At 68.4% G+C, this 17,366-nt stretch carries 14 protein-coding genes; 9 read left to right on the top strand and 5 right to left on the bottom strand.

Annotated elements, in window-relative coordinates:
- Window positions 1-88: 88 nt before the first annotated feature.
- The gene (locus ABTZ89_RS04240; RefSeq protein WP_351039965.1) at window positions 89-1,204 is read right to left on the bottom strand and encodes an alpha/beta hydrolase; all 1,116 of its coding nucleotides are present in this window, start codon (window positions 1,202-1,204) and stop codon (window positions 89-91) included.
- A gap of 74 nt (window positions 1,205-1,278) precedes the next feature.
- Window positions 1,279-2,025 (bottom strand): MerR family transcriptional regulator, encoded by a 747-nt coding sequence (locus ABTZ89_RS04235; RefSeq protein WP_270951034.1) that lies wholly within the window; start codon window positions 2,023-2,025, stop codon window positions 1,279-1,281.
- Between the two features lie 208 nt (window positions 2,026-2,233).
- On the opposite strand from ABTZ89_RS04235, the gene ABTZ89_RS04230 reads away from it, so the two are divergent.
- A complete protein-coding gene (locus ABTZ89_RS04230) occupies window positions 2,234-3,517 on the top strand; it encodes an MFS transporter (protein WP_351039962.1) in 1,284 nt (427 codons plus the stop codon).
- A gap of 22 nt (window positions 3,518-3,539) precedes the next feature.
- A complete protein-coding gene (locus tag ABTZ89_RS04225) occupies window positions 3,540-4,505 on the top strand; it encodes a phosphotriesterase family protein (protein WP_351039959.1) in 966 nt (321 codons plus the stop codon).
- Here the strand turns inward: ABTZ89_RS04225 and ABTZ89_RS04220 are convergent, their stop codons facing one another.
- A complete protein-coding gene (locus ABTZ89_RS04220) occupies window positions 4,506-5,537 on the bottom strand; it encodes an Lrp/AsnC family transcriptional regulator (protein WP_351039956.1) in 1,032 nt (343 codons plus the stop codon). It lies immediately after the preceding gene.
- Window positions 5,538-5,650: 113 nt separating this feature from the next.
- Between ABTZ89_RS04220 and ABTZ89_RS04215 the strand changes: the two genes are divergently transcribed.
- The 3 genes from ABTZ89_RS04215 to ABTZ89_RS04205 all read left to right on the top strand — a co-directional run bounded on the left by ABTZ89_RS04215 (window position 5,651) and on the right by ABTZ89_RS04205 (window position 9,792).
- Window positions 5,651-7,180: an AbgT family transporter gene (locus ABTZ89_RS04215; RefSeq protein WP_351039953.1), complete on the top strand. Its 1,530-nt coding sequence runs from the start codon at window positions 5,651-5,653 to the stop codon at window positions 7,178-7,180.
- Window positions 7,181-7,197: 17 nt separating this feature from the next.
- Window positions 7,198-8,454 (top strand): amidohydrolase, encoded by a 1,257-nt coding sequence (locus ABTZ89_RS04210; protein ID WP_351039950.1) that lies wholly within the window; start codon window positions 7,198-7,200, stop codon window positions 8,452-8,454.
- Between the two features lie 138 nt (window positions 8,455-8,592).
- Entirely contained in the window at window positions 8,593-9,792 is a 1,200-nt protein-coding gene (locus ABTZ89_RS04205) for a hypothetical protein (protein WP_351039947.1), read from the top strand.
- Between the two features lie 36 nt (window positions 9,793-9,828).
- Here ABTZ89_RS04205 and ABTZ89_RS04200 read toward each other — a convergent pair whose 3' ends face one another.
- The gene (locus ABTZ89_RS04200) at window positions 9,829-10,449 is read right to left on the bottom strand and encodes a TetR/AcrR family transcriptional regulator (protein ID WP_351039944.1); all 621 of its coding nucleotides are present in this window, start codon (window positions 10,447-10,449) and stop codon (window positions 9,829-9,831) included.
- A gap of 62 nt (window positions 10,450-10,511) precedes the next feature.
- Between ABTZ89_RS04200 and ABTZ89_RS04195 the strand changes: the two genes are divergently transcribed.
- The 3 genes from ABTZ89_RS04195 to ABTZ89_RS04185 all read left to right on the top strand — a co-directional run bounded on the left by ABTZ89_RS04195 (window position 10,512) and on the right by ABTZ89_RS04185 (window position 12,888).
- Window positions 10,512-11,339 (top strand): class I SAM-dependent methyltransferase, encoded by an 828-nt coding sequence (locus ABTZ89_RS04195; protein ID WP_351039941.1) that lies wholly within the window; start codon window positions 10,512-10,514, stop codon window positions 11,337-11,339.
- A gap of 16 nt (window positions 11,340-11,355) precedes the next feature.
- Window positions 11,356-12,189 (top strand): class I SAM-dependent methyltransferase, encoded by an 834-nt coding sequence (locus ABTZ89_RS04190; RefSeq protein WP_351039938.1) that lies wholly within the window; start codon window positions 11,356-11,358, stop codon window positions 12,187-12,189.
- A gap of 159 nt (window positions 12,190-12,348) precedes the next feature.
- Window positions 12,349-12,888 (top strand): hypothetical protein, encoded by a 540-nt coding sequence (locus ABTZ89_RS04185; RefSeq protein WP_351039935.1) that lies wholly within the window; start codon window positions 12,349-12,351, stop codon window positions 12,886-12,888.
- A 280-nt stretch (window positions 12,889-13,168) separates the two neighbouring features.
- Here ABTZ89_RS04185 and ABTZ89_RS04180 read toward each other — a convergent pair whose 3' ends face one another.
- On the bottom strand, window positions 13,169-15,301 hold the full coding sequence (locus tag ABTZ89_RS04180) for an NB-ARC domain-containing protein (RefSeq protein ID WP_351039932.1): 2,133 nt from the start codon (window positions 15,299-15,301) through the stop codon (window positions 13,169-13,171).
- Between the two features lie 178 nt (window positions 15,302-15,479).
- On the opposite strand from ABTZ89_RS04180, the gene ABTZ89_RS04175 reads away from it, so the two are divergent.
- Window positions 15,480-17,327, top strand: a complete 1,848-nt coding sequence (locus tag ABTZ89_RS04175) for a CocE/NonD family hydrolase (protein WP_351039929.1) — start codon at window positions 15,480-15,482, stop codon at window positions 17,325-17,327.
- Window positions 17,328-17,366: the final 39 nt, after the last annotated feature.

Genomic DNA, 17,366 nt, shown 5'->3' with positions numbered 1-17,366 from the left:
GTCCGGTCCGCAGTTTCAATTGAAACTGCACCTCGCCGGACCGCAGTTTCAATTGAAACTGCGGTTCCTCGGCGGGGGCTGGATGCGATCAGCGGGACAAGTGCGTGGCGAAGAAGCCGACCACGTGGTCGCGGATCGCGGGCACCGATTCGGCCGGGTCGATCGTGCCGACCAGCTTCGCCCGGTCCTCGGCGCTCATCAGCCCGGCGTCCTGGAGCTGGGGTGCCGTGGTGCCGTAGTCGGTGAGCACCCAGTGGGTGGCGTCGTCGAGCTGCTGCCAGCGGGTGCATCCGCGCTGATGAGCAAGCATCGCTGACCACGACCGCTCGATCCGCTGGTCGCGGAAGCCGTCGGTGCCGAGCAGCAGCAGCGGTCGGTCCGTGCCCTCCCGGGCGATCGGGAGCAGCTCGCCGGGCTCTTCCGGCAGGTATTCCAGGTATCCCTCCATGTTGACCGCGGCAGCGATTCGCCGGTCCTCGTGCATTGCCTCGGCCGCGGTCGCCCCGCCGGCGGAGTGCCCGTAGCTGCCGACTCGTCGCAGGTCCAGCGCCCGGCCGATGTTCTCGGGCAGTTCTCGGGATTCCGCGTCGGGGTTCCGCCCGGCGGCCAGCTCTCCCAGCTGGTCCAGGACGAACCGGGTGTCGGCGATGCGGGTGCCGAGCATGGTGCGGAACAGCTCCGGGTCCGTCCGCGGATCGCCGGGCATGTCGATCATCCGCACCCGACCACCGGGGAACTCGACCTCGCTGGTCTCGCCGGGGTGGTCGATGGTCACCACGACGTTGCCGTTGCTGGCGAGCTCTTCGGCGAGCCCGGTGCCGATGGCGCGCGGATCGACGCCACCGGGGCTGTAGAGCAGGACCGGCCGCCGGACGGGTTGAGCCGGCGCGCCGGTGTGCGAGTGGGTCGCGGTGGCCGCCCAGTCGACCCCCTCGTCCGGCAGTTCGGGATGCAGGTAGACCGGGTCGAATCCCTTGAACGCCTCCGCCGCGGCGGGCGTCAGCTGCGGTGCGAGCGGGTATCCGCGGACGTCGTCCGCCGGGTAGAACACCGTGACCATCAGTTCCCTGGCGCCGCCGTGCCACGGGTCGGTCCGGTCGCGGTCGACCAGGTGCAGCACGGTGGTGCCGAGCCGGTGCGGGCCGGCCGGGGGCGGCAGCTCCAAGGTCACCTCCGCCGGGACCGGACTCGTCGTTCCAAGCATGTTTCCCCTCCTGTTTCAGGGCATGACAGGTCAAGCCACCAATTCCGTTGCGTGCAAATGCTTTCCGCTGCTGGTCAGCTCAGGGACTCGGCGACGCGGTCCAGGTAGTCCGGCAAGTCCTCGCCGAGCACGAAGTCCTGCCGCTCGGGAACGGCGCGCTCGCGGAGGAACTGCAGCATCGAACTCAGGATCTCCGGATCGCCACCGGTGAACACGTCGACCAGCTCGAACAGCCGCCGGGCGCTGCGCTGCACGTCGGGGTCGTCCACCGGGTCGTCGGCCTGGCAGTGGCGCACCAGTTTCGCCGCCACCAAGGGCCATTCCGAGTCCAGCATCTCCCTGCCCTCGGGTCCGAGCGCCTCGGCGCGTTCGGCCAGGACGGCCCGCTGCTCATCAGTGATGTGCTGGTCGATCGTGCTCATCCGCCCCAGCGCGGCGAGGAGCTCGCCGGTTTCCGGACGCCGGGATTCGTCCAGCTGCTCCAGCAGGCTCCTGGTCCGGTTCCGCAGCGCGTCCAACCGGCTCGCCTGCTCGTCGAGCTGACCGAGGTGCCCGACGAGCACCTCGCGCAGCGCGGCGGGATCGGCCAGCACATCACCGATCTCCTCCAGTGACATCCCCAGCTCCCGAAGCAACCGGATCTGGTAGAGCCGCTGCAGGTCCTGCTCGGTGTACCTGCGGTGCCCGGAAGCGGTCCGCTCACCGGCCCTCAGCAGCCCGAGCTCGTCGTAGTGGTGCAGCGTGCGCACGGTCAGGCCGGTCGCCTCGGCCAGCGCCCCAACGCTCCGAAGCGGCCGCTTCGCACCCCCGGTTCCGGTCACGGATCCGACACTAGAACCTCCCGCTACGTCAGGTTCAACCCCCGGTTCAGCACGCCAGCAATGACGCGCCGAGCCCAATTCCGTTGTGAGCAGCAGGTCCCGAAGCCTTGCGCCCCTCTACAGGCCGCCCTACTATCCCTGAGTCTCGATCGATCGATCGAGCGGTTCACGGAGAGCCGACCGAACAGCTCGCGGCGGGAGCGATGGGATGCACGGCACCAGGGATCTGCGTCGGGTGGCTTCCGCGGCGTTCGTCGGCACGGCGCTGGAGTGGTACGACTACTTCCTCTTCGGCGCTGCGGCCGCGCTGGTCTTCGACCGCGTCTTCTTCCCGGACCTCGACCCGAGCACCGGTCTGATCGCCTCCTTCCTCACCTTCGCGGTCGGCTTCGTCGTCCGGCCGCTGGGCGGAATCCTGTTCGGGCACATCGGTGACCGCTTCGGCAGGCGGCGGGCGCTGACCGCCACCCTGCTGATCATGGGGCTGTCCACCGGCGCGATAGGGCTGCTGCCCGGCTACCAGCAGATCGGGTTCGCCGCCCCGCTCCTGCTCGCCTTCCTGCGCTGCCTGCAGGGGATGTCCGCCGCCGGCGAGTGGTCCGGTGCGACGCTCATGGCGGTCGAGCACGCGCCCGCCGGGCGGCGCGGCTGGTACGGCGCGATGCCGCAGTACGGAGCGCCGGCGGGCACCCTGCTGTCCAGCGGCGCGATGGCGCTGGCGACGCTGCTGCCCGACGAGCAGTTCTTGTCGTGGGGTTGGCGGGTCCCGTTCCTGGTCTCGTTCGCGCTGCTGGTGGTCGCCTTCCAGGTCCGGCGCCGGGTCGAGGAATCGCCGCTGTTCCAACGGGAATCCCGGGAGAAGGTGCCGGTCCTGGCGGTGCTGCGCGGCCACTGGCGGGAGGTCCTGATCGCGTTGTCGGCGACCATCGCCAACACCGGCGGCCTGTACCTGCTGACGACGTTCCTCGTCGGCTACGGCACGAGCGCCTTGGGGCTGTCCAGGCAGGTGATGCTCGCGGCGACGCTGATCCCGGCGGCGCTGGAGTTCGCGGTGATGGCCTTCAGCGCGCGGCTGACGGACCGGTTCGGCCCGGCCCGCATCTGCGTCTCCGGGTCGCTGCTCTCCGCGGTCACCGCTTTCCCGGTGTTCCTGCTGGTGGACACGCGATCCCCGGCGTTGGTGGTGCTGGGAGCCGTCATCGGGATCAGCATGCTCACCGTCACCTACGCCGCGCTGGGCACCCTGCTCGCGTCGATCTTCCCGCCGCCGCTGCGCTACACCGGCGTCGCGATGGGCGTCAACCTCGCCGGGGTGGTCGGCGGGCTGCTGCCCTACTTCGCCACCCAGCTGCTCGTGGTGTCCGGCAACGCTTCTTGGCCCGCGGCGACACTGCTGCTCGCGATCTCGGTGTGGAGCCTGCTCGGCAGCCTCGCCGCCCAGCGCCGGACGCGCGCGGAAACCGAAGCGCGACAACCCGAACCAGCAGCCTGACCGCGACGAGAGGAAACCCGGCATGCCCAGCGTGATGACCGTGTCAGGTCCGGTCGAACGGGATCGGCTAGGTCCGACCCTCCCCCACGAGCACCTGTTCATCAACCTGCTCCGCGAACGCCGCGGGGATGGCCTGATCGTCGACGAGCAACTGGTCACCGAGGAGGTCGGCGCGTTCGCCGCGCTCGGCGGCGGCACCATCGTGGACCTCACCTCCGCCGAACTGACCACGGGTGCCGCGCCGGTGCCCAGCCATGACGCCACCGGCAGCACCCGCGACCCGCAGAACGTCCTGGCCATCGGGCGCGTCGCGAAAGCCAGCGGGCTCAACGTGGTGCTGGGCACCGGGCACTACCGGGACCCGTTCCTGGAGCGGGACTGGTTCGACCGGCACGACCCGGACCAGATCGCCGAGCACCTGGTCCGGGACCTGACCGAAGGCTTCCCCGGAACCGGTATCTCGGCGGGCATCATCGGCGAGATCGGCGCCGACAAGTGGTACATCTCGGCGGCCGAAGAGCGGTCGTTCCGCGCTGCTGCTCGCGCCCACCGCGCTACCGGGGCCGCGATCTACACGCACGCGGCGCGCTGGCCGGTCGGCCTGCCGCAGCTCGATCTGCTCGCCGAGGAGGACGTGGCGCCGGAGCGGATCGCGATCGGGCACTGCGACCTGGTCGAGAAGCCCGGCTACGCGCTGGAGATCGCGCGCCGAGGGGCCTACGTCGGGATCGACACCATGTTCACCGCCAACCCGCACGAGGTGGGTCGGCGGGTGGCGATGGTGCTCGAGCTCGCGCGGGCCGGTCATCTCGACCAGATCCTGCTGTCCCACGACGTGTGCGTGAAGTCGCAGCTCAGCGCCTACGGCGGCCCCGGGTACTCGTTCGTGCAGACCGTCTTCCGGAAGGCCTTGCGCGAGGCGGGGATCGACGACGGCGAGTTCGAGCACATCACCGCAGCCAACCCGGCGCGGTTGCTCTGCGGGTGATCACGCGCTCGGGAGGTGGAGTTCGGCCCAGGGGTCGGTGGGGACGGTTTCCGTGCTGCGGCCCAGGTCGTCGAGGATCCGGGACTGCCGCTTCGGTTGGCGGAGGGTGATCGCGCGTTCGGCCAACGACAGCGACGGCAGCTGGGCCGCCAGGCGCTCCTCCAGGCGGTGGCAGTCCTCCGGTGCGCGCAGCCAGACGATCATCACCAGGTTGTGCGCACCGGTCACCGCAGCGCAGAACCGGATCTCCGGGAGCTTGGCCAGCGCCCGGCCCACCTCCGACAGGTCCTCGGCGGGCGCGTTGGCCCAGAAGATCGCCGAGACCGGCCATCCGGTGAGGCTCTGCGCGACTTCGCAGCGGATCGACACCAGTCCCTGGTCGACCAGCTTCGCCAACCGCCGCCGCGCCGTCGACACGCTGGTCCCGGTCAGCTCGGCGAGCTCGGCCACGCTCCGCCGCCCATCGGTGCTCAGCGCGACGATCAGGTCGCGGTCCTTCTCGGTCAGCACGCCCTGCTTCGCGCGCGGGGGCGCGTGCGCGGCCAACTGCGCTCGCTGCGCCGGGGACAGCGCGTTCAGTCGCCACTGCACGCCTTCGCTGAAGATCGTCGTTGCGGTGTGCACGCTCGTCCGCCGCACTCCGGGGTGGTGGCTGAGCTCGTCGAGCACGAATCGCGACAGCGCGGGGAGGCTGCGCGCGTTGATCAGGACCAGCAGGTCGCGGCCGCTGCCCACGTGGTGCACCGAAACGACTTGCGGCAGCCGGGCCAGCAGGACCGCGAGCCGGTCCCGCTCGCTCGGTCGGCAGTCGATCTCCACGCATCCCAGCACGAACGCGGTCGGCGCGGTCAACCGCGCGTAAGCGGTCATCCACACCAGGCCCTGCTCGGTGATGCGCTGCCACCGGCGGGCGGCCGTGCTCGGATCGATCCCCAGCACCGAACCGATGACCTGCCAGGAACCCCGCGGGGCGATCTGCACGGCGTTGACGAGCGAGAGGTCGACCTCGTCGAGGCTGGACGAATCTTGCATGCACGGACCTTCATATGACGATTTCCAGCAATTCAAGCAGCGCTTCTGGTGCGTTGTCCACCCTGTCGTGAACTGCGGGCGGCGGCCCGCGCTCGACTTCGCCCGGAGACCTCATGGACACAGACGCAGCGCCTGCCCGGCGGACCCGGTTGGACCGGGTGTTCGCCGGCATCGAGCGGATCGGCAGCAAGCTGCCCGAACCGTTCTTCCTGTTCGTCTACCTGCTCGCGGCGCTAGCGGTGATCTCCACCGCGGTGGCCGCTTTCGACGTCACCGTCGACGTTCCCGGCAAGGCCGAACCCGTCCCGGTGCGGGCGGTGCTCAGCACCGACGGCCTGGTCTGGTTCCTGACCAACTTCGTGGACAACTTCATCGGCTTCCCGCCGCTGGGCACCGTGCTGGCGATGATGCTGGTGGTCGGTTTCGCCGAGCGGACCGGTTTCCTGTCCTCCGCGGTGACGCTGGTGTTCGGCCGCGCGCCGCGCTGGCTGCTGCCGTACGCGGTGGCGTTCGTGGCGTGCCAGGCGCACGTCATGTCCGACCCGTCGCTGATCGTCATCCCGCCGCTGGCCGCGCTGATGTTCAAGGCGGCCGGACGGCACCCGGTGGCCGGTCTGATCGGCGCTTTCGCCTGCGGGGCAACGGGTTACGGCGGCGGGATCCTGATCGGATCGCTGGACGGCCTGCTGGAGGGCATCACCGAGAAGGCGGTCAAGATCGCCCCGCTCGGCGTCGAGGTGCACACCCACATCGCGATGAACTACTTCTTCGCGGCCACCGCGGGTCTGCTGCTGCCGCTGGTCGGCGGGTTCCTGATCGACCGGGTGCTGGAGCCGCGGCTGGGCCCGTGGACCGACCCCGATGGCGAGCAGACCGCCGAGCTCACCTCGCAGCAGCGCAAGGGCGTGTGGCGGGCGTTCGCGCTGCTGGGCGCCTACGCCGTGGTCGCCTTCGGCACCTGGCTGATCCCCGGCAGCTTCCTGCGCGGTGAGGGCGGAGCGCTGGTGCCGTCGCCGTTCCTGGACAGCATCGTGCCGCTGATCATCATCGCGTTCCTGCTGGCCGGGCTCGCCTACGGGCTGACCGCGGGCACCGTCGCCCACCGCGCCGACCTGCCTCGGATGATGACCGAAACCGTCAAGGACATGGCGGGCTACATCGTCTTCATCTTCGTCGCGGCCCAGTTCATCGCGCTGTTCACCTGGTCGAACCTGGGCACTCTGATCGCCATCGGCGCGGCCGACGGACTGCGCGCCGCGCACCTGACCGGTTTCCCGGCCATCCTGGTGATGGTGCTGCTGACGACGGTGGCGAACCTGTTCATCACGTCCGGTTCGGCGCTGTGGTCGCTGCTGGCCCCGGTGATGATCCCAGCTTTCTCCATCCTCGGCTACGACCCGGCGTTCATCCAGGCCGCCTACCGGATCGGCGACTCGACCACGCAGGCGGTCAGCCCGCTCAACGCCTACGTCTACATCCTGCTCAGCGTCAACAAGAAGTACCAGCCGGAGACGCAGCTGGGCACGCTGCTGGCGCGGTTGAGCTTCTTCGTGCTGCCGTTCTTCGCGATGTGGCTGCTGATCCTGGCCGCGTTCTACTTCTTCGACCTGCCCATCGGCCCGGGTTCGGGCATCCGGCTGTAACCGTCCACAGAGGAGAGATGATGAACTTCGACGAGCTCGTGGCGTTGCGTCGCGACTTCCACCAGCACGCCGAACCGGCGTTCCTGGAGATCCGCACCTCCAGCATCGTCGTGTCCCGCCTGCGCGAACTGGGCCTGGAACCGCTGACCGGCCAAGCAGCGATGCGCGCCGAAACCGTGGTCGACTACCCCACCGCCGAGCAGCGCGAGCTGTTCGCCGAACGCGCGGTGCGCACCGGGGCGGACGCGGAGAACGTCAAGCACGCCACGGAGTTCGGCACGGCAGTGATCGCCGATGTCCAGGGCAACCGACCGGGCCCGGTCTGGGCCTTGCGCTTCGACATGGACGCCCTGCCGCTTGCCGAGTCGGACAGCCCCGAGCACGCCCCGGCGGCGAACGGCTTCCACTGCGACTACGGCGCGATGCACGCCTGCGCGCATGACGGCCACACCGCCATCGGCCTCGGCCTGGCGAGCCGCCTGGTCGCCGACAACGACTTCGCGGGAACCGTGCGATTCCTGTTCCAGCCCGCGGAGGAAGGCGGCCGCGGCGCGGCGTCGATGCTCGCGGCCGGCGCGGTCGAAGGCGTCGACCGGTTCGTCGCGGTGCACCTCGGCCTGGACGACCCGGCAGGCAAGGTCAGCGGCGGCATTCAGGGCCTGCTGGCCACCACCAAGATGCGAGCCACCTTCGCCGGCACCGCGGCGCACGCCGCCGGAGCCCCGGAGCAGGGCGCGAACGCGCTGGTCACGGCAGCGAGCGCACTCCTGAACGTGATGGCGCTGCCGCGCTACTCGTCCGCGGACACCCGCATCAACGTGGGCACCCTCCAAGGCGGCGACAACGTCAACATCGTCCCGTCCTGGGCCACCATGACCCTCGAAGCCCGCTCCACGGACTCCGACGTCAGCGCCTCCCTGACCGAACGCATCAAGACCACCCTGCGCGGCTCCGGCGAAATGCACGGAGTGGCGGTCGACGTCGTCGAAACCGGCGGCTCGGCCACCATGGACTGCGACGCCGAGCTGGTCGACGCGGTCAACGCCATCGCAGCCGACCTCCCCGACGCCACGACGACCGAAGGCCTCAAGCAGATGGGCGGCAGCGACGACGCCAGCCTCTTCGCCCGAGAAGTCCAGCGCAACGGCGGAATCGCGACCTACATGACAGTCGGCGGAGGCAACGAAGCCCCCCACCACAACCCGCTGTTCGACATCGACGAACGCGCGATCCCGGTCGCCCTGGACGTCCTGGAACAGCTCATCCGCCGCTGAGCGAACGGAGGGTGCCTTCCACCGACCTGTTGGAAGGCACCCTCCTGCTCGCGTGCCTCTAGAACCTGTGAAGGCAAGCGAGGGATCAGTCCAGGCAAAAGCGAGAGGAATCGGCGGCACATCCCTAACATCTGCTGGGTGGGAACCGTCGAAGCGCTGACACCGAACCTGAGCCAGGCCGACACGGCTGGTCTGCTCGAGGTCGACCCGGACGAACTCGCCGGGTACGCGGCCGATGCGGCGCAACCTTGGTTCCGTCGCAAGCTGTGCGCAGATGCGCTCGCAGGGCGCGTTCCGGAAACTCGCGTACCGGAGCTGTTGGAGTGCATCCGTGATCGCAGCGAAACGCCCCGGGCCCGCAGCGCCTTGCTCGGCATCCTCGGGCACCGGGAAGAACTTCGAGCCTGGCTGTACCACGAGGACCGGGAGTCCGACGACGCGTACGGGATGCCCGAGGCGATATTGAGCGCACGCGGTGCCGCCGGAGATCGCACGACGGCTCATGACCTGGCGACGCTTGCGAACGATCCGTGGGCTCACCGCCGCGTGGTCGGCGAGGCCGGATTGGACGCGCTCGTCGCCCGGTACGGGGCCGAGGCGATCATCGCTGATCTCGGGGACGCGCGTCCGGAAGATCGTGCGTTCCGCGTGCGGATGCGGCATCGCGCGGGTGAGGACGTGACGACGGCGCTCGCGGACCCGGACGTGGGAGTGGCACATTTGGCCCATTCGCTCGTGGACGACGAAGAGCGCCTCCGCGAGTACCTCGAACAAGCCCCCACCGTCGAGGCGAAGCTGTGGTCGGCGTGTGCGCTGTACCGCCTCAACAACGACCTCGCCGAAGCCCGGACGATCTACGACTCGCTGGGGCGTCCTCGCGTCGAGGTCGACGGTCTCGACGACGAAGTCCGTGCTGCGGTCCGTCGCGAATACGTGCCCGATTGCGAACCGCGAACCGATCCGCGCTGGCGACTCGAAGCGATCTGCGTCGACCCGGTGCAGCCAGCCGACGAGGACGAGCTGCTCGCACGCGCGAGAGCAGCGCTCACCGCAGCGAACCTGGAACCGGGAACTCCGCGGTCAGACGAACCTCCCGGAGGTCGGACCACGTACAACGTGCTCGATCACGTGGGCGGCTCGGTCGCCGTCAGCACCCTCGGTCGATTCGTCATCAGCAACGAGGCGAACTCCGCCGCGCGAAGTGCCCTGGAACCAGCTGGATTCCGCTGGATCGACGAGCCTCTCGCCTCGACGACCGTCACCGGACTCTGCACCTACTTCTTCGGCGACCGTGGGCCGCTCGAAGTCCGGGACCTCCTCTTCTACTGGCAGGACTGAAACAGAGCAGCGGTTCACCTCCTCGCTGTTATCCGATCAGGAAACGAGCTGGGCTCGGAGAGTGTCGTAGGCCCACTGCTCCCACTGGTCCGGGGTCCAGCCGCGGTCGCGCACCAGCAGCAGGTAGAGCTCTGGGCTGAGGAGGCCGAACAGGACGTCGGCGGCGTGGTCGACGGACAGATCGGCTCGCGCTCCTGGCTTGGTGACCAGGGATTTCGCCGTTGCGGCTTGGACGGTGTAGCGCGGGTCTTCGCCCTTCGGCCACAGGTCCACGACCTCCGGGTCCGTCGCTGCCGCGACGCGCAGCACCTCCACGATCGCCGCGACCCGCTCCAGCACCTGGCGGGTGCCCGCGATGTGCGCGCGGAGGTGGGCTTGCGCGGTCTCCTCCGCCAGGGCGTCGCGGAACCACTGGCGGTCCATCGTCGCGACCGGCTCGTCGTCGCCCGCGATCGCGGTGTCCACGACCTCCTTCAGCAGGTTCCGCTTGTTGCGGAACGTGAAGTAGATGGTCTGCACCGCGACTCCGGCCCGGTCCGCGATGTCCTGCAACGGCGTCGCGCCGTAACCGCGCTCCACGAACAGCTCGCCCGCTGCGCGCAGCATCCGCAGTCGTGTCTGCTTGGCCTTCTCGGCCCGCTTGTTGACCGGACTCATGACTGGAGTCTATAACTAGAGTCCATCACTAGTGACTGACTCTAGTGAAACTGGAGGGTCCGATGCAGAACGTGGTCAACGTCCAGCAGGCCGAGGCGTGGAACGGCTGGGAGGGCGAACTCTGGGCATCGAACGCCGAGCGCTACGACGGGATGCTCGACGACTTCAACGCTGCACTGTTCGCCGCCGCCCAGATCGACCGAGCCCACCGAGTGCTCGACGTCGGGTGCGGCACCGGAAGAACCACGCGGCTGGCCGCCGGACAGGCGACGCGCGGCCGAGCCGTCGGCGTCGACATCTCCGCCCCGATGGTGGCCCGCGCCCGCGCCGATTCGGCCGACATCCCCAACATCGAGTTCGTCCAGGCGGACGCCCAGGTTCACCCGTTCCCGGAAGCCCGTTTCGACGTGGCCATCAGCCGCGGCGGCGTGATGTTCTTCGCCGACCTGGTCGCCGGGTTCAGCAACATCCGGCGCGCGCTCCGCCCCGACGGCAGGCTGGCGTTCATCAGCCCGGCAGCCCCCGATCCGGATGGCGACTACGCTCGCGCGACCGCAGCCCTGGGCGAGTTCATGAAGAAGCCGTCACCAGCATCCCTCGGCATGATGTCCATGGTGGACCCCGTCCGCATCGACGAAGTCCTCGACTCCGCCGGATTTCGTGACATCGCAGTGGAGAAGGTCGAAGCCGATCAGAACTTGGGCGAGAACGCCGACGACGCAGCGGAGTTCGTCTGCTCGCTGGCACCGGTCCAGTTCAACCTGCGACATCTCGACAAATCCACTGTGGATCGGCTCCGCTCGGAGCTGAGCTCGGGATTCCAACCGCACGAAACCGCGCAGGGCGTGCGGGTCGGCGGCACCGTTTGGCTGGCCAGCGCCACCTGCTGAAAGGGAAGGACCTGTCGTGGAGCAGACCGCGAACACCTCGCAGTCCGAAGCCTGGAACGGTGCCGAGGGCACCCACTGGGTCGATCACCAAGACCGCTACGACGCCGTGAACAGCGGGTTCAACGACCACCTGCTGCACGCCGCGAGCCTCACCGAACGGGATCGGGTGCTCGACATCGGTTGCGGCAACGGACAGACGACCCGGATGGCCGCCGCACGTGCGATGCACGCCGTCGGCTTGGACCTGTCGGCTCCGATGCTGCAACGAGCTCGGCGCACCGCGGCGCAGGAAGGCATCGACAACGTCTCGTTCGAGCAGGGTGATGCCCAGGTGCACCCGTTCCCACCTGCCGGTTTCGACGTGGTGATCAGCAGGTTCGGCGTGATGTTCTTCGCCGACCCGATCGCCGCGTTCACCAACATCCACCGCGCCTTGCGGCCCGGCGGCCGGCTGGCGTTCGTCTGCCTGCGCGAGCGCCACGACGGAGATCTGGGCGCGGTCCTGGATGCGATGGCCGAACACCTTCCGGCGCCCGCCCCCGTCGACCCGCACTCCCCCGGCCCGACCTCCCTGGCGGACCCGAACCGCATCCACGAAGTGCTGACCGGCGCCGGATTCTCCGACGTGACGGCAAAGCCCGTCGATGCACCCCAGCTCTGGGGCCACGACCCGGCCGACGCGGCCAACTTCCTCTTCGAGTGGGCCCCGGTTCGAGCAATGCGCAGCAATGCGAACGCGACCGAAACAGAACGCGCCCACGCAGCCCTCACCGAAGCGATGCAACGCCACCACCAACCCAACGGTGTGCAACTGCGCGGCTCCGCATGGCTGACCACCGCCACCCGCTGAAGCCCCCAACGCACTGAGCCTTTCGCGTAACGACTTGCTGCTCCGTGCGACCACGTGGTGCGGTCATGGCCGGTGCGCAGGATGCCGAGGGCGGCTGCGACGATCTGCGAAGTTGATTTTGGTCGGACCAACCTTCATACCCAGGAGGTCGACACCACGATGACCGACGCCCGCACCCCACCTGCATCCTGGCCCCGCGCCGCCGCCTCGGGCCTCGTTGAGGTCGAGCGACACCTCTTCCGGCTCTCAGACCCGGAGGCACCGGCGTTGCGCCAGGCCCCGCTCCCCTCCGAGGAGTCTCCCGTCACAACCGGAGCCGGCCCGGATCTCGCGCTGTTCCACAGCGTTCTGGAAGATGGCGCCGTACATGCGGATTTGGAACTCTGGGAGCACCCCGCACCCGCACCGCCCCATCCGTGGGATCTGACGGTCGTCCACGAGGTGGAGATCGCCGGTCCGCACATCGCGCTCGTCTCGGGCACCTCCAGCCTCGGGGCGGACTGCGTCCTCCCGGTGCCCGCCGACACCTACGTCCTCGAGGCCCGCTGCCGCGACCGAGCCGCAGCCGAGGCGGCCTTCCTCGCCTGGCTGGACGCGGAGGAGGAAGAAGGAGCGGAACCAACGACCGAATCCTGGCCCCACGACGGGATCGAGCGCTGGCTCGTACGGCTGTGGCCCACTCGACCGGCCACCGCTTGACGAGGCGCGTAAGTCGACCGAGGGACCGGGACCTTCATACCGGAGCTCTGTGTCTTTTCCTTGCGCCACAGCTGAACCGGCGTGTTGTCGCACTCCACTACCCGACGTCACCAACTGTTACCCGGGATAGCTCACTGTTCACATCACAATCCGGCCGAATCGATGGATAGCCGGTCCGGTCTTCACCCGCCTCTATTGCGGGCAGTACTGACGTTCGCGTGCTTACGACGAATTCGCAGCCGGTCGACCGAGACGGCGCGGGCCTCCTCATGCGCCGTTCTCACGCCTCGTCCGAATCTGCGGCGTCGAGCTCGTTGAGGCGATGGCGAACGACGTCACCGTCGGTGTGGCCGAGCCGGTCGAGCAGGACGAGCGCGGATTGCCAGGCTTGGCGAGCCCCCGACACGTCGCCACCTGCGTGCAGGGCTTCGCCGAGCTTCGTGAAGCTGTCGGCCTCACCTAGCTCGTAGCCTATTGTCCGACAGTGCTCCACCGCCAGTTGGTAGGAACGCACCGCCTCATCGGTTTGTCCGGCGAGGAGGTGAACCGATCCGATTCGGAGCAAGGCGAAACCGCGCAAGAACTGATCGGAGCTGATTTCGAGTGCTTGGCGTAGATGGGCCAAACCCGCGGTGAAGTCACCGAGGTGGGCCTCCGCGAGTCCGAGAACTGCCTCGGCCACTCCATCCAGCGCAACCTGGTCATCGGAGATTCCCCGTATTCGCAGCGCATGCCGAGCAGAGTCAGCCGCATCCGCGTAGCGCTCCAATTCGAGGAAAGACTCTCCGACCTGGATGTGCATCGCCGCTTCTCTGTTGTGCTCTCCCAGCTCCGCGAAGAGTTCAACGGCCGATTGCGCAAATTTGTTTGCTGTGTTGAATTCTCTGTGGAAGTAGTGCGCGGTGGCGAGATCGCCGAGCAGCCGCGCCTGCGCGACGCGGTTTCCGCTACCAAGTGCCCCCCTGAGCCCCTCGTTGCTGCTGACCTTCAGCTCGTCGATCGATCCGCGCAACTTGAACGGGTAGGCGGCAGCATGCGCCAGCCAGGGGCCCTCGGACATCCCGAGTGTCACTGATTGGCGGATGGCAGCCAGCACGCTGGTGTGCTCGGCATCCCACCACGCTAAGGCTTCTTCGTAGGTCGTGAATTCGCGGGCCAGTCGCGCTTTGGCATCCGCGATCTCCGGAAGCACTCGGAGAGGTGCCAGTCGTCGGTTAGCTGCGTATGTCATTCGGAGGTAGTGGCCGAAAAGGCGCTGCAACGCTGCTGAGCGCTCCTCCTCAGTGTCATCACGGTGCACCCGCTCACGTGCATAGGCGCGTAACAAGTCGTGGAACACGTAGCGGTCTGCCGTGCGTCTGGTGAGCAGATGTGCCCTGCAGAGCTCAGCCAGCGCCCGGCGGGTTTGGCGTTGGTCTGCTCCTGCGAGCGCAGCAGCTGCTTCAGCGCTTATATCGGGAGAGTCCGGCAGTCCCAACAGCCGGAAAAGTCGAGCTGCTTGCGGGGAAAGCGCCCGGTAGGACCAGGAAAACACAGCGCGGATGCCGGTCCTTCCACCAAGATCCAGCACATCGAGCCGCTCGCGCTCGTCGCTCAAGTCACTGGCGAGTTCCTCCAGAGCGACGTCCGGTTCGAGCGCGGCCTGCGCCGCTACCAGGGTCAGCGCCAGCGGCAACCCCGCGCAGTGCTCCAACAACGCCGCAACCGCGTCCGGGGAGTTGGCCAGCCTCTCGTCGCCCAGAAAACCGGCCAACAAACGGCGGCCTTCGTCGTGGGTCAGTGTGACGAGGGTGAGGCGCTGCGCTCCGTGATGGGCGACCAGCTCATCAAGGCGCTGACGACTTGTCACGACGACCAGGCATCCCGGCGAGCCGGGCAGCAGCGGCAACACCTGCTCCGCATCGCGGGCATTGTCCAGAACCAACAGCATCCGCCGCCCGTGCGCCAGCGTCCGGAACTGCGCTGCCCGTGTCTCTTCTGCTGCCGCGACCGCTTCTGGTGCCACCCCCAGCGCGGCAAGGAATCCGGCCAACGCCTCAGTCGGCGCCATCGGCTCGGTCACCGGGTCGAAACCGCGCAAGTTCACGTACAGTTCCCCGTCGGGAAACTGCTCCCGGATCCGGTGAGCCCACTGCACTACCAGCGTCGACTTTCCCACCCCTGCGATCCCATCAACGGTCGACACCAGGACGGTGCTATCACGGCCGTTCAGCAGTGTGGTCAGCGCGTCTTGTTCGACCGTCCGGTTGATGAAATTCCGCACCGCCGCTGGAAGTTGGCGCGGCACCATTCGAGGGCTCACCACCGAGTCAGCGGAGCCTTGAATGTAGATATCTCCCAGCACGTTCTGCGCCTGGACGATGTTCTCCGCGGAGGACGCGGTGTTGCGCGTCCCCTCGGTCGACGACTCCACGAAGCCCCCTCGTCCGCGTCAGCATGACAACCAGCGTGAGACTGGCATAGGCGTGATCACCCCTGCACCCCCCATCCGCGTGAGTTGCGCGAACCGCCCGTGATCGTTGGTCTTGGGCGGTTCGCGTAACCCTGGGCCGTTCTGGTCGTTGATCTCCCCGACGTGCTGGGAGGTCTTCATGCGCCGGAGTTCGTTGGCCCTGTTGCTAGCGCTGGTGACGGTTCTCGCCGGGTTGACCACGGTGAACACCGCTGCCGCGCAGGACAGTTGGGTGGCTCGCGGGGAGGAGTACCCCTCGACCGCCACCGAGAGCGACGTTGCGATTCCGATGTCCGACGGCACCGTGCTGCGCGGTGATGTTCAGCGGCCGGCCGATGCTGGTGGGAATCCGCTCGACGGGCGGTTTCCCGTGCTGCTGACCATCACCGCGTACAACAAGACCGTGCTGAACGGGCCCGCAGCAGCGGCGATGGGCGATCCCAGCTACTTCGTCAAGCGCGGATACGTGCAGGTCACCGTCGATGCTCGCGGTACCGGCAGCTCGGGTGGTTCGTGGGCGGCGTTCAGCGAGCGCGAGAACACCGACGCCGGTGAGATCGTCGAGTGGGCCGCCTCCGCCGAACGGCCGTGGAGCAACGGATCCGTTGGCATGCACGGTCCTTCGTACATGGGGATCAGCCAGCTGTTCGCCGCCGCCAACCGGCCGGCCGGGCTCAAGGCCATCTTCCCGCAGGTCCCGGCCGCCGACACCTACCGCGACGTGGTCGCCTCCGGTGGTGCCGTCGACGTCGGGTTCATCCCGCTGTGGTTGGGGCTGGTCACGGGCACCGGGCTCATCCCGCCCGCGTACGGCCCGGGCGAACCCGACAATGCGCTGCAGATGTACCTGTCGCGGATCCAAGGTGCTACCGGGTTCACCGCGCCGATGCTGCTCTCCGCGACACTGGGGTTGGATTCGGCGTTCGACGGACCGTTCTACGCCGAGCGCTCGCCCATCAACGTCGTCGACCGCATCGACGTGCCCACCTTCCTCGTCGGCGGCGAGTACGACCTGTTCCAGCGCGGCACGCCGATGGTGTTCGACCGGCTCCGCGAGCGCGGCGTCCCGACCAAGATGATCTTCGGCCCTTGGGACCACCTGCAAGCCAGCCAGGGCACCGGAATCGAGGACGCCGGGCACGGCACGTTGCAGGAGCTCCAGCTGCGCTGGTTCGACCACTACGTGCGCGGTCTGGCCGACCCGGCGCTGGACGCTGACATCCCGCCGCTGACCTGGCACGAGATCGGTTCCGGCCAGTGGCACCAGGCGCAGGACTGGATCGACGAGCAGCGCGCCACCACGTTCCAGCTCTCCGGCACCTCGCTCCCGGCCTCGCCGGGGAAGCTGGTCGCCGACGACGCCGAACCGGGGCAGACCACGGTCGCTCCGGTCCCCGTCTCCGGCCTGTGCACGCGCTCGGCCAACCAGTGGACCGCGGGCCTGCCCAACACCATCGCGCTCGGGAAGCTGTGCGAGGACAACCGGTGGAACGACCTGTCCGGAGCGGTCTTCGAAACCGAACCGGTGGCCGAGCCGCTGCGGATGCGCGGCCCGATCAACGCTCGGCTGAACATGTCGACGCCGACCGGGAACGGCATGGTGTCGGTCTCGGTGTCGTCGGTGTCGCCGACCGGCGAGGTCAACCGGCTCACCGGCGGCTGGCAGGTCCTGTCCCACCGGGCGCTCGACGAATCCCGCTCGCGCTACCTCGACGGGAAGCTGATCCAGCCGTACCACCCCTTCACCAAGGAAGCCCAGAACCTGCTTCAGCCAGGCGAGATCGCGCCGATCGACGTGGAGGTCTTCCCCACCGGCGCGGTGATCCCGCCCGGCCACAAGCTGCGGATCGCGGTGCAGGCCTACGACGTACCGCACCTGCTCCCCACGCTGCGCGACCTCCCAGCAGCCCTGTCCCCGATGACCATCCACACCTCACCGGAACACCCGTCGGAGCTCACCCTGCCCACGCTCCCCGCCGGCAGGTGAGCCAGATGTCGTGAGTGTTTTGTGGCGTCATAGCACCCC

It is taken from the genome of Saccharopolyspora sp. NPDC002686 (assembly GCF_040295745.1).
In the GTDB taxonomy this organism is placed as follows: domain Bacteria; phylum Actinomycetota; class Actinomycetes; order Mycobacteriales; family Pseudonocardiaceae; genus Saccharopolyspora; species Saccharopolyspora oryzae.
This window is presented reverse-complemented; position numbering and strand designations above follow the sequence as displayed.